Source organism: Dyadobacter sp. 676 (assembly GCF_040448675.1).
Taxonomy (GTDB): Bacteria; Bacteroidota; Bacteroidia; order Cytophagales; family Spirosomataceae; genus Dyadobacter.
In genome coordinates this window covers 3,589,981-3,606,100 of record NZ_CP159289.1, presented here as the reverse complement: position 1 = coordinate 3,606,100, position 16,120 = coordinate 3,589,981, and the positions used below count along the sequence as shown (strand labels likewise).

Sequence of the window (16,120 nt, the reverse complement as noted above, 5' to 3'; positions counted from 1 at the left end):
TTATTGTTCAAAGGGCAAATATAGGAAAATTACTCTTCGGGTGGGGGTAAGAGACTGCTTACATTCTCGGTACCGTCATAAAGGTCGGCCATTTGCAGCGTCGCACCAATGGTTTGATGGTAATTGTTTCGGTTAGGGAGAATGCGTCGTCGGCCAATATCCACTGATTATCGGGCATCCGGCGGAAAACCTGTGCGTCGGCTTTCCGGGAGTCTATCGTCACATATTCCTGTAAGGTTTCGATGTCGCGGTACAATTTGAATTTCAGTCCGCGGTCATACTCGGTAGATGGAGAAAGAATTTCAATAATCACCGATGGGTTAATGATCGTGATACGATCCAGTTTTGAAAACTTGTTCGGCCCGCAAACGATGATAATGTCAGGATAGGTGTAAAGCGAATTGGCAGGTATGTGAATCCGCTGCTCGCTCGAAGAGCTCCGGCAGGATTTGTTCTTTTTCAAAGCCGGATAAATTTCTCCGATTACATTTTCCTTAACCCTGGTGTGATTCGGTGCTGCCCCGGCCATTTTGATAATCTGCCCCTGAAAGTACTCGCTCTTTTCAAAGGCGTCGTTTTCAAGGCGGAGATATTCCTCTTCTGAGTACATGGTCGGTTGTGAAAGTGCCAATGCCTGTGCCAATGCCATAGTGTGTATTTTTCTCAAATATACCTTTATTGATTCAAATCCAATGCGCTAAAAAATGGCGATTATCCTGCGGCGGCAACGTTATGTCAGAAAAATGTGTCTACCGGTTATCTAAACCTCCCGGACCATTTCGATGAAACAACTTCTACCCATTGTCCTTATTTTGTCGATAATCGGTGCCCAAAGCTGCATCGATTGCGGCCCGCAGGCGGAACTGTCGGCAATGGTTTACTTCCAGGGTGATTCGCTGAAACTGGATTCGGTTTATGCTTTGAATGCAGTGAGCCAAGAGGCGATCGATCAGCAATTGAAAGACCTTTCGTCGGGACTCCACTACCCGATTACCCTGCCTATTTCACTCGTCTCCGACACCACCACTTACGTTTTCCGGTTCGCCGAACGCACCGACACGCTCTCCATTTACTATCAGCGCATATTCCGGTATAAGGGCGGCTGCGGTTTTATTACCGATGCGCGAGAACCGGCCACCGCCAGGCAATATTATTCCACTTTCAGCAAAACAAACATTTACTACGACACCTACGTTACGCCCGGCAGGCAATCCTGGACAAATGCCGGACCTGGCGCTGGAATCTCAATCCGGGTCGAGCCATGAAGGGATTGGCTATATTTATCGTTTTTATAAACGCCTGCTTCACCGCACAAGCGCAGGACACACTTGCCAGCAGGGCCTCCTACATTGGCCTCGACGTGATCAACAGCCTGCCCTCATTCGTCTTGCCCAAGGACTATTACATTCGCAATACCACCATTATAGAACCCTATTACCTCCTCGATTTGAAGAAGCCTGGCCGGCGATTGTACCTCGGAGCGGGCTTTGCAAATGGCTCCACGCGCCAACATTCCGATTTCAATCCTTCGCAGTCATTCAGGGGCACATATCTACGCGCCGCATATGAGGTAAGGCGAATGCGAAGCACACGCAGAATCCTCTATGCCGGCTATGGCCCGGTCATTGCCATTGCCGGATACAAAGGCAAGTATCGTTTTAAGGGCCCGACGTTTGGAGATTACGAAGGTGGATTCAGGGAAATAAACAATATCGCATTAGGCTTCGAAGGCTATTTCGGGTTTGATTTCAAATTGGCAAAAGACTGGCTCCTTCGTTTAACTTTCCGAAATATAATGGGCCGGAGAACGGCTGCTGATACCTATGTTCAGTATTTTCCCGGGTTCGGCTACACACCGGAGGGAGTCAACAACCGCTTCTTGTATTCGGGCGGTTTGTCGATGCAAATCCACTACAAAATCCGTTAAAACGCGGGAAAGGTTCAACATTTCGACATTTTTCTACGTATTCATCATTACCTTTGCCCCGAAACACCATTTCCACCGGTTTGTTCGTTTCTGAGATTGTGAGAAATTCTGCAAAACAATGGATATCCCTCAGCCTGCTGGGTCTGATGCTCATCAAAGTATGGGTGATCCCTTTGTTGTATCTGGATTACGAAATCAGACGCGAATACATCGCCGCTAATTTCTGCGAAAATAAAAACCGGCCGCAGATGCATTGCAATGGCAAATGTTACCTCGCCAAACGCATCGCCTCGCTTGACGAGCAGGAAAAACGGCAGGCCGAAAAAAATTACCTGTCCAGGCTGATCGACCAGGCGATGGACCAGCGCGTTGATTTTTTCTTTACTCGACAACCGGTTACCGTCGGGTTATTGCCCCGAACCGGCTTCCCGATTACATCATCCTTCACGCCACGAATCGCGGCGGACGATATTTTTCATCCTCCGCTCGTTTAATTTTAGCATAAATCACCCCGTTTACGTTCTGTCCTTGGTCAGAACAAAATCTCTTTGCAATTTTTGCCGGCTCGATCGTCGGCCAATGGCGGTATGGAGCTGTTATTCTTACAAAACATAGATCATGAAAAGAACATTTTCATTTCTGTCTGCATGGGCGTTCATGTCGGGGTTGCTGATGGTCTCCTGCTCATTTCCGGACGAGAAGGACAATACCGATCCCATTGAAACCGGCACCATTCAACTGCAATTCGATAACATGGTAGGTAGCCAGGATTTGCAGCTCGACAGCGCCAGATACCTCAACGCCGCAGGCGAGGACTTTACGGTCAGCAAGCTGAACTACTATATTTCGAACATCAAATTGATCCGGATGGACGGCAGCGTGTTCACGGTCCCGCAGGATTCGAGCTATTTCCTGATCCGTGAGGCGCATCCGGAATCGCAAAAACTGACAATCCGCAATGTGTTGACCGGCGACTATACCGGCATCGAGTTCGTAGTGGGCGTGGATAGCCTGCGCAGCGTAATGGACCCGTCCGAGCCCGGGCGCAAAGGCATTCTCGACAAGGATAAGGGCCCTACCAATGAGGAAGCCATGTATTGGGACTGGAACCCAGGCTACATTTTTCTGATGCTAGAAGGTTATTCCGATTCGGCAACAACTTCCAACGGCAAGTACTATTACCACATAGGCGGTTTCGGTGGCAGAACGGAAAAAACGCTCAACAACCTCAAAACCATCAAACTGACTTTCCCCGGTCAGAAGGCGATCGTCACGACGAGCATTGTCTCCAATGTGCATATCCAGGCCGATATTCTGAAAATTTTCAATGGCCCTACGCAGTTAAGTATCCGGAAAAGCTCCGGGATTATGTTTTCCGACTCTTCGAAGTATGTCGCCGACAATTACGCCGATATGTTTAGTGTCAAGGAAATCAAAATCAATTAAATATCGCGTTCAGAGGCGAAATGAGGAAGGTTACAGGCATATTGAGCTTTTGGGTGGTATTACTGGCACTGGCGGTTTCCTGCAAGAAAAGCGGCACCGACGAGCCGGAACCCAGGCCGCCGGGCAGTTCGCCTACGCCTCTGCAATGGACAAAACCGTCGTATTTCCCTGATCCGGTTTATGATTTATCCAGAAATCCACTGACGGTCGAAGGCGTCGAGCTCGGAAAGTTTCTGTTTTACGATGGTATACTTTCAAGAACGGACAATATCGGTTGCGGTACATGTCATCAGCAGCAGGCTGCATTCACACATCACGGCCACGACCTGAGCCATGGTGTGGATGACAAGATCGGCACACGAAATGCGCCTTCGGTACAGAATATGGCCTGGAATACTTCCTTCTTTTGGGACGGCGGCGTGCATGAGCTGGACATGGTGCCGCCCGTACCCATTCAAAACAAGGTTGAGATGGACGAGCGGATCGGTAATGTGATCGAAAAGCTAAAAAAAACGCCGGTAGCAGGCGCCGCCAAGCAAGTAGATTACCCTAAGATGTTCAAAGCGGCATTCGGTAGCGACAGCATTACCGCCGACCGGATGATGCAGGCGCTGTCCCAGTTTATGATGACGATGGTTTCGGCCACGTCCAGGTACGATTATTTTGTAAGAGGCGACGCTTCTGCGCTAACCGCTCAGGAGAAGGATGGATTATCGATTTTTAAACAAAAATGCGCCTCCTGCCATGCCGGAGAACTTTTTACGGACCAGAAATTCAGGAATAACGGTCTGACGCCCAACCGAATCAACGACCAGGGCAGATATGCCATTACATTGAACGACGACGACCGGCTGAAATTCAAGGTGCCGAGCCTGCGGAACGTGGGCTTGACGGCCCCCTACATGCACGATGGCCGTTTCACGACACTGGAGCAGGTGCTCGACCATTATGCCAACGATAAGCCGGGCAGCAAGGACAGCATTTATGTTTCACCGACGCTCGACCCGCTGCTGAATGTAGCCGGCCGGAAACGTGGGATCAGCCTGACAAGCGCAGAAAAGCAATCGATCATTGCCTTTCTGAAAACACTGAATGACGACGATTTTATCAAAGACAAACGTTTTTCCGATCCCGGCGTCGGGACATCGTTTTAAAGTACTTCGGCAATCGGCCGTCGGCAGTCAAACCTTCGTTTGAACAAAAAAGCCGACGGCCGACTGTCGAAAGCCGAAGTAAAAAATATGCGCTCCGTTATAGCCTACATACTGCTCGCAGCTATCATGCTTCCTACGCTCAGCCCGTGGGGGACGATCGCGTATTTTAAACTGAACCGGGAATATATCGCCAAGGTGCTTTGTGAAAACAGGAAACGCCCCGAGCTGCATTGCGACGGCAAGTGTTATCTGGCCAAAAAACTCAGGCAGCAGCAGGAAAAACAGGATAAGGAAACTTCCGAAAAAGTGCACAACACTCCTGTAATCCAGCTCTTTACACCGCAACCCTGCTTTTACTATTTTGAACCGCAAGCCACAGAATTCCGCGAACCGGTCCGCTTCTTCCATCAGTTATCTTTCTATTCAGCGCCAACCGGCAAACCGCTGCGCCCGCCCAGGAGATCGAATTCATAATACCTGACTGAATTTCAATCTCTTAAAGCATCACAATGAACCTGAAAATATTTTTACAGGCGCTATTCCTGTATATATGCACGCGTGCGGCCGTCGCGCAGGGCATCGAGGGCAATGTATTTGATTCCCAAACCAAGGAACCCATTCCCGGCGCAACCGTGCAGATCGTCTCCGCCAACCTCGGCACCACTACCGACAATAATGGGCATTTCGCATTCAATAGCCCGGTTCCCAACGCCGTACTCCGCATTTCCAGCGTTGGATTTTCGGCGAAAGAAGTGCATCTCGATGGTGGTAAGAACATTAAAATAGGGCTGGATGCCGCGTCAGAAAACCTGCAATCCGTAGTGGTAACCGGTAACCGGGAGGCCACTTTGCGTACGGAAAGCCCGATCGCCATTTCCAAACTCACACCGCGGATGATCGACGAGGCCAAACCTACCGCCATGTACGAAATCGTGAACAAGGTGCCCGGCGTAATGATGGTGAACCTGGGCAACGAGCAGCATTCGATGGCGATCCGCCAGCCGTTTACGACCAATGCCTATTTCCTTTATATGGAGGATGGCGTTCCCGTCCGTCCGATGGGCGTTTTTAATCACAATTCTATTCTCGAATTCAACCAGTTCGCGGTCAGCTCGGTCGAGGTCGTGAAAGGCCCGGTCTCTTCCATTTACGGTCCGGAGGCTGTGGGCGGCGCGATCAATTTCATTACCCAACGGCCCACGATCTTGCCGACCGCCAAAATTGGCGTCCAGGCCGACCAGTGGGGCTACAAACGCATTCAGTATGGCGCCGGCGGCATGGCTGGCAAGTTCGGCGCGTACGTGGGCGGCTTCGTGGCCAACCAGCGCGATGCCTGGATGAAAAGCTCAGATTATGATAAGAACGCGATCAATGCGCGAATGGAATATCACTTCTCGCCATCGACGAGGCTTATTTATACCCTGGCTTACAGCAAATACGACTCGCAAACCAGCGGTAGCGTGGACAGCCTCGCATTTTACTCCCGCCAATATGTGAGCACCACCGATTTTACCTACCGCAAAGTGAGCTCGCTGCGCAGCCGGCTTACGCTCGAAAAAGACTGGAAAAACGGCTCACAGACTTTCATAACCGCATTTGCAAGAAAAAATGAGCACGGCCAAAATCCGAATTACGGCATCCGCTGGACGACCGGCCAGGAAACTGCCAGGGGCGAGATCAATTCCAGCAACTTCAAAAGCCTCGGCATACTTACCCAGCATAGCCAGAAATTCGATTTCCTGAACTCCAAACTGATCACCGGCGCTGTTTTTGACTTTTCGCCATCCGATTACTGGTCCTATCAGATCGACCTCGCCGCGCAGCTGCGGGCGGATAAAAAGTCGGTGGAAAAGTATACCATCATCAAGGAGCGTCCCGACATCAAAAATGCGGATTATGACGCCGACATCAAAAATACGGCCGCTTATGCACAATATGATTTCGAATTGTTACCGAAGCTCCGCGTTTCGGCTGGCTTGCGTTACGACCGGATGTCATTTACCTACAACAACTTTCTCGATAGCACCTCGGGCGGTAAGTCTTACAGCAAGGTTACCCCGAAAATCGGCGCTACTTATGATTTGGGCAAGGGAAAAGGGATTTATGCCAACTATTCGAGAGGTTTCTCGCCGCCCGGGCTGACGTCGGTATTCCGCAAACGCGCGGTACCGGCTGAAAACGGCGATTTGTTTTACTACAATCTGAAACCGGCGGAATTTAACAATGCGGAAATCGGCGGCTGGGCCTCGTTGCTCGACAACAAAATTTATATCGACCTGGCATTCTATCAAATGAATGGAAGGAACGAGTTGCTGAATGTGAGGCTGCCGGATAATTCCTACGATTATCAGTCGGCTGGAAAGACGTTGCATCGTGGGGCCGAATTCGGAATCACCTATAAACCGACGAAGGAGTTTTTCTTCCGCTTCGGCGGAACCACGGCCATTCACCGATATGAAGAATTCATTTTAAGCAGCCGTGAATCCGATGCTATAAAAAATGTAAACGGCAAGGACATGCCGTCGTCGCCACGCTGGCTGTGGAACACCGAATTCAGCTATTATCCCAAATGGTTTAAAAACTTCCGCTCTTCGGTAGAATGGCAGCACGTGGCTTCCTACTACCAAAATCAGGTCAATACCGTCAGATACGAAGGTTACGATATCCTGAACTTACGGCTTGGTTATAACTGGAAGGGCATCGAGTTGTTCGGCAATGTCATGAACCTGACCGATGTGCTGTATGCCACCAATGCCACACGCGGTAACAATGCCACCGACCGCACCACGTACAATGCGGCCGCACCACGCACGTTCGTTTTCGGCGTTCAGTATACATTCACCGGTAAAAAGTAGCAGATTATGATAGAGGAAATCGCTATTAAACCGAAAGAGTCGTTCAGGGCGAAAGCGAAAAAGACTATCCGCAGGAACATTTACCGCTGGCATCGCTGGCTGGGCTTGCTGGCGCTCGTACCGACGATTTTTTGGACAGCGTCCGGCGTAATGCACCCGTTCATGTCGCATTGGTTTAAAACGGCCATTGCCCACGAATCCTTTAAAGCCGAACCGGTGCAGTCTGCCGCCGTAATATTATCGCCCGGGCAGGTATTAACCCGAAACAGGATCACGGAATTCAAGAATTTCAGGTTGGTCAGATTTCAAGAAAATGCCTGGTATCAGGAAAGGTGTGGATGATAAATTAAGGTATTTCAACACCGCCACTGGCCTTGAACTACCCGACGGCGATCGCATATATGCCGAACACATGGCACGCTATATGCTTGGCGAGCCGGAGTCGATGATCATTTCGAGCACATTACTGACGGAATTCACCGATCAGTACAAATATGTCAATCGCTTTTTACCGGTCTGGAAAATCAGCTTCGACGACGATCGCGAAATGGATATTTACGTTGAAACCGGCCAAAGCCGTTTTGCCACGTTCAACGACAGGGGACGCAAGGCTTTCATCCGGGTGTTCAGCACGTTCCATAACTGGGGCTTTATGGATATGATCGCCAACAACACAGTCCGCATTGCGGTAATGGTCGCGTTTCTGAGTCTCATTATTCTATCGGCCGTCGCCGGTGTAATGGTGTACGGGTTAATGTGGAAAAAATTTAAAACCGGCCGTTCGGGCAACCGGCGCGGCATGCTGCGCAAATACCACCGCTCAATCGGCATCTGGTGCAGCATTTTCACATTCGCATTTGCATTCTCGGGTGCCTACCATGCCGTTCAAAAGCTCGATCCCGACCAGCGGCAGAAATACATTTACGATCCGGTGATCAAAACCGAGGAAATCGCACAGGCGTCGATGATCGACCTCAAAGGCGTTTCCAACATCGGCCTGATCAAATGGGGCAAAAATATTTTCTGGCAAACCGTGCGGAAAGACTGGGAAACCGATAAAACCATCGTGGATTACATAAATATTCGTGACGGCCAAAAGCTCGACGACGGCAACATCCGTTTCGCGAAGTACCTGGCACGCAAGTTTGCCGCGCAGGAAGCACGCAATGCGGAAAGCTGCTGCGACCTGATGGAAGCGCAAATCTCATCGCCTATTTCGGACGCAGAAGTTGAGAAAGCCTCGCTGGTAACCACTTTCGCGGGGGAATACGGCTTTGTGAACAAGCGGCTGCCGGTAGTAAAACTGGCGTACGACACGCCTCAACATACCACTTACTATATTGAAACGACCACAGGCCGCCTTGCGGCGAAGGTGGAAGACCACGATCGGCGCGAAGGTTTCAGTTTCGCATTTTTCCATAAATACAGCGGACTGGATTTTCTCGGCAAAAACGCACGCGACGGTGTGATGACTGCCGCCGCAGCGAGCGTTTTGATTGTAAGTGTGCTGGGACTGCTGGTGTTTTTAAAGATTAAATAGCTGAATGACACATGGCGGAGATGGCTACCGGGGTCGCGGTTTTCGGACAATCGTCACCCCGGCATGCCGCGTACGCCTTTCACGAATTCAGCCATTAAACCTTTATTAAAACCAAGGATTTTTGCGATCCGCGTTGTTTCTTTGCAGGAAATTCAGTTGCAGTCAATACAGTACATATATGCAAAGCGGAGAAAAGAATGCACAGCCCTGGTTGGGCAAAATGCAGGAAAAATGGGGATTGGAAACAACCAGGCAGGTTTTATTGGTACTCGCGGTTTTCAGCTTGTCGGGCTCTACGGTGGTGTGGCTTCGAAAAGGGCTTTTCTACCTCCTGGGTTATGACGACGCGACGCCGATGTGGCTAAAAACCATTACCTACATCCTCTTCATTTTCCCGACTTACCAGAGTTTATTGCTATTGTATGGTTTTCTGCTGGGCCAGTTCTCTTTTTTCTGGGAAAAGGAAAAGAAAATGTTCCGCTGGATTGCCGCCAGGTTCAAAAAATAAACGACTTTCAAAGTATACACAAGAGGGTGAGCAGATGGTAACCAGTCATCGCTCACCCTTTTTTCATGATACTACTATAACATGCCGATGAATTTCTACGAAACATTTTACGCTTTCCGATTGCTAATATCCCGGGAATAAATGACTTTGCAACCGGAAGGCACTCAAATGCCCGTCAACTTTTCACACATCTTACCACCAAAACCTCTGCAACACATGGATTTTGACATTATCAAGGCGCAGATCTGGCCGCTGGTCACGCTCTACGGCGGCAAAATCGTATTAGCCATTGTCGCATTTATCATCGGCAGGCTCATCGTCGGGAAAATCAGTTCGATGCTGAGCAACGTCATGGAAAAACGCAAGGTCGACCGTGATGTACAGCCGTTCCTGAGCTCTCTGATCGTCGTCCTGCTCAATGTTATGCTGCTGCTGAGCATCGCGGGCATTGTAGGTATCGAAACATCCTCTTTTGTGGCAGTACTCGGTGCGGCGGGTCTGGCCGTAGGCCTGGCATTGCAGGGAAGTCTCGCAAATTTTGCGGGCGGTGTCCTGATCCTGATTTTCAAGCCCTATCGCGTGGGCGACCTGATCAGCGCGCAGGGCTTCACCGGCACCGTGGAAGGAGTGCAGATTTTTAACACGATACTTGTAACACCCGACAATAAAACCATTATTCTACCGAACGGCGCACTTTCTACTTCCCCTATTACGAATATCTCCGGAAAAGGCAAAATCCGGGTCGATATGGTTTTCGCAGCGGGAAGCCAGAATGGTGTGGATAAAATCAGGGCTTCCGTGCAAAAAGCGATCGATGCCTGCCCTACTGCCCTGAAAGACGTTCAACACGATATTTTGGTCACCAAGCTGACTGAAAACGCCATTTTCTTCGATGTACGTGTTTGGACGCCCAGCGCGACTTATTGGGAAACTTATTACGACGTACACGAAGGCATCAGCCGCCAGTTCGCACTGGATGGCATCCAGGCCCCGAAGCCAGCCGAGTTAAGCGTTGCCGTAAAGCAATAATACCGCCCGGCGCAATCTAATAGTGAGGAGTATGGGACTTACCTTCCCGTACTCCTCATTTTATTTATACCTTTGTGTTTTATTTCAAATTCAGGTTCAGATTCATAGATATTATTCCATGTTTGAAAACTTACAGGACAAACTCAACAATGCCTTTCGCACACTAAAAGGAAAGGACAGGATATCCGATATAAATGTAGCCGCCACCACCAAGGAAGTACGCAAAGCGCTGGTCGATGCCGACGTTAACTTCAAGGTAGCCAAAGAAATTACCGACCGCATCCGCGACAAGGCCATCGACAGGAAAATTCTGATCTCTGTTGAACCGGGGCAGATGTTCGTCAAAATCGTGCAGGAAGAACTGACCGAGCTCATGGGCGGCCAGGCCGAAGGGATCAATATCAAGGGCGATCCGGCCGTGATCCTGATTGCCGGTTTGCAGGGCTCCGGTAAAACGACTTTCTCCGGAAAACTCGCCTCGTTGCTCAAAAAACAAGGCCGCCAGGTTCTTCTTACCGCCTGCGACGTGTACCGCCCCGCGGCGATCGACCAGCTGAAAGTGCTCGGCGAGCAGATCGGCGTGGAAGTATACGCGGAACCCGAGAATAAGAATGCGGTCAGCATCGCCCAGAATGCGGTTGCGCACGCGAGAAAAGTAGGTAAGAAAATCGTGATCGTCGATACGGCGGGCCGTTTGGCGGTGGACGAAGTAATGATGCAGGAGGTACAGGACATTAAAACCGCCGTAAAACCCTCGGAAATCCTCTTTGTGGTCGACTCCATGACGGGTCAGGACGCGGTGAATACGGCCAAAACGTTTAATGAAAGACTCGATTTCGACGGGGTCGTTCTGACCAAGCTCGACGGTGACGCCCGAGGCGGTGCGGCGCTTTCGATCCGCCAGGTGGTGGAGAAACCGATCAAATACATCAGTACCGGGGAGAAAATGGAGGCGCTCGACTCCTTCTATCCCGATCGTATGGCAAGCCGCATCCTCGGCATGGGCGACGTGATTTCCCTTGTCGAACGTGCCCAGCAGGCGTTCGACGAAGACGAAGCAAAGCGCATCAACGCCAAAATGCGCCAGAACAAATTCGACTTCGACGACTTCCTGGGCCAGTTGCAACAGATCAAAAAGATGGGTAACGTAAAAGATCTCATCGGTATGATTCCCGGTATGGGCGCCGCAGTGAAAAACCTCGATATCGATAATGAGTCGTTCAAACCGATCGAGGCAATTATCCAGTCGATGACCAAAAAGGAACGCGAAAACCCCGATATCATCGACGGAAGCCGTAAAAAGCGCATTGCGGCAGGTAGCGGCACCACCATTCTGCAAGTCAACAACCTGATCAAACAATTTGATGAAATGCGGAAGATGATGAAAAAAATGAATACCATGCAGGCCGCCGGGAAACTCGGTAAAGCAATGCGCCGCTAACAACCATTCCACGATGAAACGTGTTCTTTTTGTACTGATGCTGGTAACCCTCCCCGGCCTTGAAAAAGCGCGGGCACAGGCGTCGGTAGGTTACTATCCGTGGAGCAGTTTACTGACTGTGAGCACCAATGCGAAAAAGGCGATCTGGCTGGATACGCGCTTGCAGACCAACTCGCTGTTCAGCAGCCTGAGCATCGACCTGCTTCCGATGATCAACCTCAAGCGGGGCGAAGTAGCACAATGGTACCTCGGCGGAGGACTACGGCTTAATCCGCTCTACCGCATCGCCGATGCCGATGCCGACCTGATTACAATTGACGGCTACTCGGTCAATTTCGGCGTACGAATAGCACCACTGCCCATGAACCGCCGTATTCAACTGGCCCTGGAACTGAACCCGTATGTCAAGGATAAATTCGATAGCGGTGTCCTCAAAAGCCATTTCGGATTGATTTATGCATTTGGCAAGAAAAAGAAAACGGACGCGGCACCCGAGCAGACGGTAAGTCCATAGAAGACAGAGAAGAAATTACGATTTGATAATAATTTCTTTGTACTGGGAATCCCTCAAATCCGGCGAAATTGCCGTTTATTTGAGGGATTTTTTTATTAAACAGTCATTCAATTTATGAAAACCCGCCTTTCCTTACTGCTATGGCTGATGCTGGCCGCAGGCATTACTCCAAATGCCCTTTCTCAGGCTGCTAAAAACAGAAAAGTCGTCTTTGTGATCGTAGACGGCATTTCCAGCGACAGCAAGGAAAAAATCGCGACGCCGCACCTGGACGCGATCGCACAAGCGGGTGGCTACACACGTGCATACGTAGGCGGCGGCAAAGGCACCTACTCGCAAACACCGACGATCTCCGCCGTGGGTTACAATAGCTTGCTGACCGGCACCTGGGTGAACAAGCACAATGTTTGGGATAATGATATTAAAGACCCGAACTATAACTACTGGACGCTCTTCCGCTTTTTGGAAGAACAATATTCACAAAAACGCACCGCCATTTTTTCCACCTGGCTCGATAATCGTACGAAGCTGGTAGGTACCAACCTCCTACAAACCGATAAACTGCAAATCGATTATTCTTTCGACGGTTTCGAACTGGATACGGTGCATTTCAAGCACGACAAACAGAGCGAATACATTCACAGGATCGATGAAAAAGTGGTGGACGAAGCGGCCACTTACATACACGACAATGGCCCCGATATGTCGTGGGTTTACCTCGAATACACCGACGATATGGGTCATAAATACGGCGACAGCGAGCAGTTTCATAAAGCCATTCGAATAATGGACGACCAAATGGGCCGGATTTGGAAATCCATCGGCTATCGTGAAAAGAATTTCGACGAGGATTGGCTCATGGTAATCACCACCGACCATGGCCGCGACGCCAAAACCGGCAAATGCCACGGCGGCCAAAGCGACCGCGAACGAAGCACCTGGATCGTTACCAATGCGAAGGACTTGAATTCCAACTTTAAGGCTACGCCCGGGATAGTCGACATTTTCCCGACCGTGGCGCGGCATATGGACATTCACATTCCCAAAGAGCAGGCATTCGAAGTAGATGGCGTCGCATTTACAGGCAAACTTTCGGTAATGTCGCCAGTCATGCAGAAATCGGTGGGGAAAGTCACCATTTCCTGGAAAGCCGTTGAAAAAGAAGGCAAGGTGAAGATTTGGCTCGCCACGACAAATCATTTCGAAAAAGGCGGTCGCGACCTGTATTACCTGATGGACGAAGTGGATGTGACCAGCGAAAAAGCCGAAATAGATATTTCGAAATATCCTTCCGGCTTTTTCAAGATTGTTCTCGAAGGAAAATACAACAGTGTGAACCGCTGGATCGTGGAAAAATAGGTTTAGTTGCCTCCCCGGCCGGCCTTGTAGGAGTCATATTCCTCCAAAAGCCGTACAAGGTCGTCTTCCCCGGCAAAATCCAGTTGTTGCTCTTTGATGACGTAATTCAATTTGTTTCGTTCGTCGCCGAGTAGTTTCAGGAAACTGTTGCGATTACTGAGTTGTACAGGGTTCATTTTTCCGTCCTTCAACAAATAGAGTTTCGCGCCGGCGTCCATAGTCCTTGTGGCGCTGGCTTTTTCTGCTTTAATGGGGTTGGCATATCTCTTCAGAAGTTTGGTATTTCCATCGTAAAGCACGCGATAGAAGCTTTTTTCGGTCAGGTTACCCACAGGCGGATAGCCACTTCGGAATGTGTACAAATCGACACCGCTTGGTATCGTAAATTCCTTCACACCCGATGCGACCCGGTAGAGTCCCGAGCCTGCCTTGTATTCGATTTCGTCTTTCTGGTAGTCATACCGGAGCTGGACGCCGTCATGAACGCGATCGTCGCTTGTCCTGACTGCCCCCGTATACCATTCTTTCAGAAGGTACGGAGACTTGTCCCCGGCGGCCAGCTGGGTTTCCTGATAAGGCGTTCCTCCCAGGCCCGTCGAATCCTGTGCATGTGCCTGGATAGTCGCGATACAACATACGAGCGCGAAAATTCTTAGCAGATATTTCATGATTTAAGTTGGTTAATTTGATAAGTTCGAGGTTTGGGAGCCGAAGGACTGGATTCCCTGCCATCTTTCCGTACTTTTGCACAAAAATTGTACCTGCTCTCTTGGACATCAACGATCAGCTTCAACATATACGCCAGAGCCTCGGCGGCACTATCCCCGAGCTATTCCTGGCTGTATTCTTCTGTGTGTTCCTGCTCGCCGAACTGATTTTCGTCAAACGCTTCGGCAAGGAAAAAGCTACGTCCTATCTGTTGAACCTGGCATTCGCGGGCAGCCTGGTATCGTTGGTATTAGTGGCAGGCCAATGGAATGCCGCACCCTCCTACCGGTTCGAGCCGTTGCTTTTTCTCGACAGGCAGGCCGTGTTTTTTAAAATCCTGGTTACTATGGCCTGGGCTTTCACGCTATTACATGTCCGGATTCTAAAATACGATTTCCCCGCCGAATTCCATGCATTGCTGATCGCCGCCGTGGCCGGCCTGCATTTGCTGACGATGGCGACTCATCTGCTGTCGATTTACCTTTCACTCGAACTTATTTCGATCAGCTCCTATCTGCTGGTTGCATTGTCGCCCTACAAAAAGGCAGCGGAAGGCGGCATCAAATACCTCCTCTTCGGAACGGCCAGCTCGGCGGTAATGCTCTACGGCATTTCCCTGATCTACGGCCTCAGCGGTACGCTCGATATTACCGACGACGCCCTGACCGTCGGACTGAGCAATAATTCCGATCTGGTAGTAACGGTCACCATTGTACTAACGCTCGCCGGACTGCTCTTCAAGCTCTCGCTTGTACCGTTCCATATCTGGACGCCCGACGTTTACGAAGCCGCGCCCACGCCTTTGGTATCGTTTCTTTCGGTAGCACCCAAGGCGGCTGTTGTATTGGTACTTATGCGCCTGGCAGGCATTTTACCGGTCCAATTTTTCCCTGTTCTCGGCGGGATCGCACTGATCAGCATGACTGTCGGTAACGTAGCAGCCCTTTGGCAGAAAAATGCGCGGCGCCTCCTGGCTTATTCCTCCATCGCGCAGGCCGGCTATCTGCTGGTCGGGATTGCCGCATACAGCCGTTTTGGCTTCGAGGCAGCTGTTTTCTACACCGCCGCCTATCTCATCATAAACCTGGCTGCTTTCTTTCTGGTTGACCTGCTGCAACCCAGGCAAGAAACCGAACTCAAAGATTACGAAGGCCTCGGGCGCAGTTATGTCTGGATTTCGGGCATTCTCACAATCGTAATGGTGGCTCTCGCTGGCTTACCTCCCACCGGCGGGTTTACCTCCAAGCTGCTTGTTTTTTCGGCTCTCTGGGAAAGCTACCACGACCAGGAACTGACCTGGATGCTGTGGCTGCTTGTAGGCGGGATCTTAAACGCCGCTATTTCCCTTGCATATTATATGCGCTTGCCGTATCTGTTATTTTTCAGGACTGTCAGAGCAGAAGCGGTCAGCACCAACAACAGTGCCTCCGGAAAACTGGTCGCCGGGCTTTTCCTCGTAGCCCTGCTTATGCTATTTTTCAGTCCCGAGTGGCTGACGCGCTGGATTTCGTCGTTTTGAGAGGCTACTTTCCTTCCGCTTTTCTCTGGGTAATAAGTGCTTTGGAATAGGGCTTTTTTCCAGAATGTCCTTCATCATTTTGTCCTTTCTGAGAAGAAACGGGTCATTGGACAAATCAGG

At 50.2% G+C, this 16,120-nt stretch carries 17 protein-coding genes; 15 read left to right on the top strand and 2 right to left on the bottom strand.

Translation table 11 applies throughout. The annotated features are described in order from the left end of the window. Positions 1–58: 58 nt before the first annotated feature. Positions 59–667, bottom strand: coding sequence for a Uma2 family endonuclease (locus ABV298_RS16235; RefSeq protein ID WP_353723086.1), 609 nt, complete (start codon positions 665–667; stop codon positions 59–61). A 115-nt stretch (positions 668–782) separates the two neighbouring features. Between ABV298_RS16235 and ABV298_RS16230 the strand changes: the two genes are divergently transcribed. The 14 genes from ABV298_RS16230 (at position 783) to ABV298_RS16165 (ending at position 13,773) form a co-directional block, all read left to right on the top strand. Further along, complete coding sequence (locus ABV298_RS16230) at positions 783–1,265, top strand: hypothetical protein (RefSeq protein WP_353723085.1); 483 nt, start codon at positions 783–785, stop codon at positions 1,263–1,265. Then, positions 1,262–1,927 (top strand): hypothetical protein, encoded by a 666-nt coding sequence (locus ABV298_RS16225; protein ID WP_353723084.1) that lies wholly within the window; start codon positions 1,262–1,264, stop codon positions 1,925–1,927. Before ABV298_RS16230 ends, ABV298_RS16225 begins: the two co-directional genes overlap by 4 nt. Positions 1,928–2,025: 98 nt before the next feature. Further along, entirely contained in the window at positions 2,026–2,421 is a 396-nt protein-coding gene (locus tag ABV298_RS16220) for a hypothetical protein (RefSeq protein WP_353723083.1), read from the top strand. A 124-nt stretch (positions 2,422–2,545) separates the two neighbouring features. Continuing rightward, entirely contained in the window at positions 2,546–3,373 is an 828-nt protein-coding gene (locus ABV298_RS16215) for an MbnP family protein (protein WP_353723082.1), read from the top strand. Positions 3,374–3,393: 20 nt separating this feature from the next. Further along, the gene (locus ABV298_RS16210) at positions 3,394–4,527 is read left to right on the top strand and encodes a cytochrome c peroxidase (protein ID WP_353723081.1); all 1,134 of its coding nucleotides are present in this window, start codon (positions 3,394–3,396) and stop codon (positions 4,525–4,527) included. An 87-nt stretch (positions 4,528–4,614) separates the two neighbouring features. Continuing rightward, positions 4,615–5,001 carry a hypothetical protein gene (locus ABV298_RS16205; protein ID WP_353723196.1) on the top strand — a complete coding sequence of 129 codons (387 nt, stop codon included), beginning with the start codon at positions 4,615–4,617 and terminating at the stop codon, positions 4,999–5,001. Between the two features lie 35 nt (positions 5,002–5,036). After that, entirely contained in the window at positions 5,037–7,382 is a 2,346-nt protein-coding gene (locus tag ABV298_RS16200) for a TonB-dependent receptor (protein WP_353723080.1), read from the top strand. 6 nt (positions 7,383–7,388) lie between these two features. Further along, entirely contained in the window at positions 7,389–7,724 is a 336-nt protein-coding gene (locus ABV298_RS16195; RefSeq protein ID WP_353723079.1) for a hypothetical protein, read from the top strand. Then, complete coding sequence (locus ABV298_RS16190) at positions 7,696–8,922, top strand: PepSY domain-containing protein (RefSeq protein WP_353723078.1); 1,227 nt, start codon at positions 7,696–7,698, stop codon at positions 8,920–8,922. The genes ABV298_RS16195 and ABV298_RS16190 overlap by 29 nt, the downstream gene beginning before the upstream one ends. 178 nt (positions 8,923–9,100) lie before the next feature. Next, a complete protein-coding gene (locus ABV298_RS16185; protein ID WP_353723077.1) occupies positions 9,101–9,430 on the top strand; it encodes a DUF6787 family protein in 330 nt (109 codons plus the stop codon). Between the two features lie 216 nt (positions 9,431–9,646). Beyond that, complete coding sequence (locus ABV298_RS16180; protein WP_353723076.1) at positions 9,647–10,459, top strand: mechanosensitive ion channel domain-containing protein; 813 nt, start codon at positions 9,647–9,649, stop codon at positions 10,457–10,459. Positions 10,460–10,577: 118 nt separating this feature from the next. After that, positions 10,578–11,900, top strand: a complete 1,323-nt coding sequence (ffh, locus tag ABV298_RS16175) for a signal recognition particle protein (RefSeq protein ID WP_353723075.1) — start codon at positions 10,578–10,580, stop codon at positions 11,898–11,900. Positions 11,901–11,913: 13 nt separating this feature from the next. Then, complete coding sequence (locus ABV298_RS16170) at positions 11,914–12,414, top strand: hypothetical protein (protein WP_353723074.1); 501 nt, start codon at positions 11,914–11,916, stop codon at positions 12,412–12,414. Between the two features lie 114 nt (positions 12,415–12,528). Further along, on the top strand, positions 12,529–13,773 hold the full coding sequence (locus ABV298_RS16165; protein WP_353723073.1) for an alkaline phosphatase family protein: 1,245 nt from the start codon (positions 12,529–12,531) through the stop codon (positions 13,771–13,773). Positions 13,774–13,775: 2 nt separating this feature from the next. On the opposite strand, the gene ABV298_RS16160 is transcribed toward ABV298_RS16165, so the two are convergent. Further along, positions 13,776–14,441: a hypothetical protein gene (locus ABV298_RS16160; protein WP_353723072.1), complete on the bottom strand. Its 666-nt coding sequence runs from the start codon at positions 14,439–14,441 to the stop codon at positions 13,776–13,778. Between the two features lie 101 nt (positions 14,442–14,542). Here ABV298_RS16160 and ABV298_RS16155 point away from each other — a divergent pair, with 101 nt between their 5' ends. Then, a complete protein-coding gene (locus tag ABV298_RS16155; RefSeq protein WP_353723071.1) occupies positions 14,543–16,000 on the top strand; it encodes an NADH-quinone oxidoreductase subunit N in 1,458 nt (485 codons plus the stop codon). Positions 16,001–16,120 lie beyond the last annotated feature (120 nt).

Coding starts and splice junctions, on each gene's coding strand:
- ABV298_RS16230 (WP_353723085.1), top strand. CDS start 783: ATGAAACAACTTCTACCCATTGTCCTTATTTTGTCGATAATCGGTGCC.
- ABV298_RS16225 (WP_353723084.1), top strand. CDS start 1,262: ATGAAGGGATTGGCTATATTTATCGTTTTTATAAACGCCTGCTTCACC.
- ABV298_RS16215 (WP_353723082.1), top strand. CDS start 2,546: ATGAAAAGAACATTTTCATTTCTGTCTGCATGGGCGTTCATGTCGGGG.
- ABV298_RS16210 (WP_353723081.1), top strand. CDS start 3,394: ATGAGGAAGGTTACAGGCATATTGAGCTTTTGGGTGGTATTACTGGCA.
- ABV298_RS16205 (WP_353723196.1), top strand. CDS start 4,615: ATGCGCTCCGTTATAGCCTACATACTGCTCGCAGCTATCATGCTTCCT.
- ABV298_RS16200 (WP_353723080.1), top strand. CDS start 5,037: ATGAACCTGAAAATATTTTTACAGGCGCTATTCCTGTATATATGCACG.
- ABV298_RS16195 (WP_353723079.1), top strand. CDS start 7,389: ATGATAGAGGAAATCGCTATTAAACCGAAAGAGTCGTTCAGGGCGAAA.
- ABV298_RS16190 (WP_353723078.1), top strand. CDS start 7,696: ATGCCTGGTATCAGGAAAGGTGTGGATGATAAATTAAGGTATTTCAAC.
- ABV298_RS16185 (WP_353723077.1), top strand. CDS start 9,101: ATGCAAAGCGGAGAAAAGAATGCACAGCCCTGGTTGGGCAAAATGCAG.
- ABV298_RS16180 (WP_353723076.1), top strand. CDS start 9,647: ATGGATTTTGACATTATCAAGGCGCAGATCTGGCCGCTGGTCACGCTC.
- ffh (WP_353723075.1), top strand. CDS start 10,578: ATGTTTGAAAACTTACAGGACAAACTCAACAATGCCTTTCGCACACTA.
- ABV298_RS16170 (WP_353723074.1), top strand. CDS start 11,914: ATGAAACGTGTTCTTTTTGTACTGATGCTGGTAACCCTCCCCGGCCTT.
- ABV298_RS16165 (WP_353723073.1), top strand. CDS start 12,529: ATGAAAACCCGCCTTTCCTTACTGCTATGGCTGATGCTGGCCGCAGGC.
- ABV298_RS16160 (WP_353723072.1), bottom strand. CDS start 14,441: ATGAAATATCTGCTAAGAATTTTCGCGCTCGTATGTTGTATCGCGACT.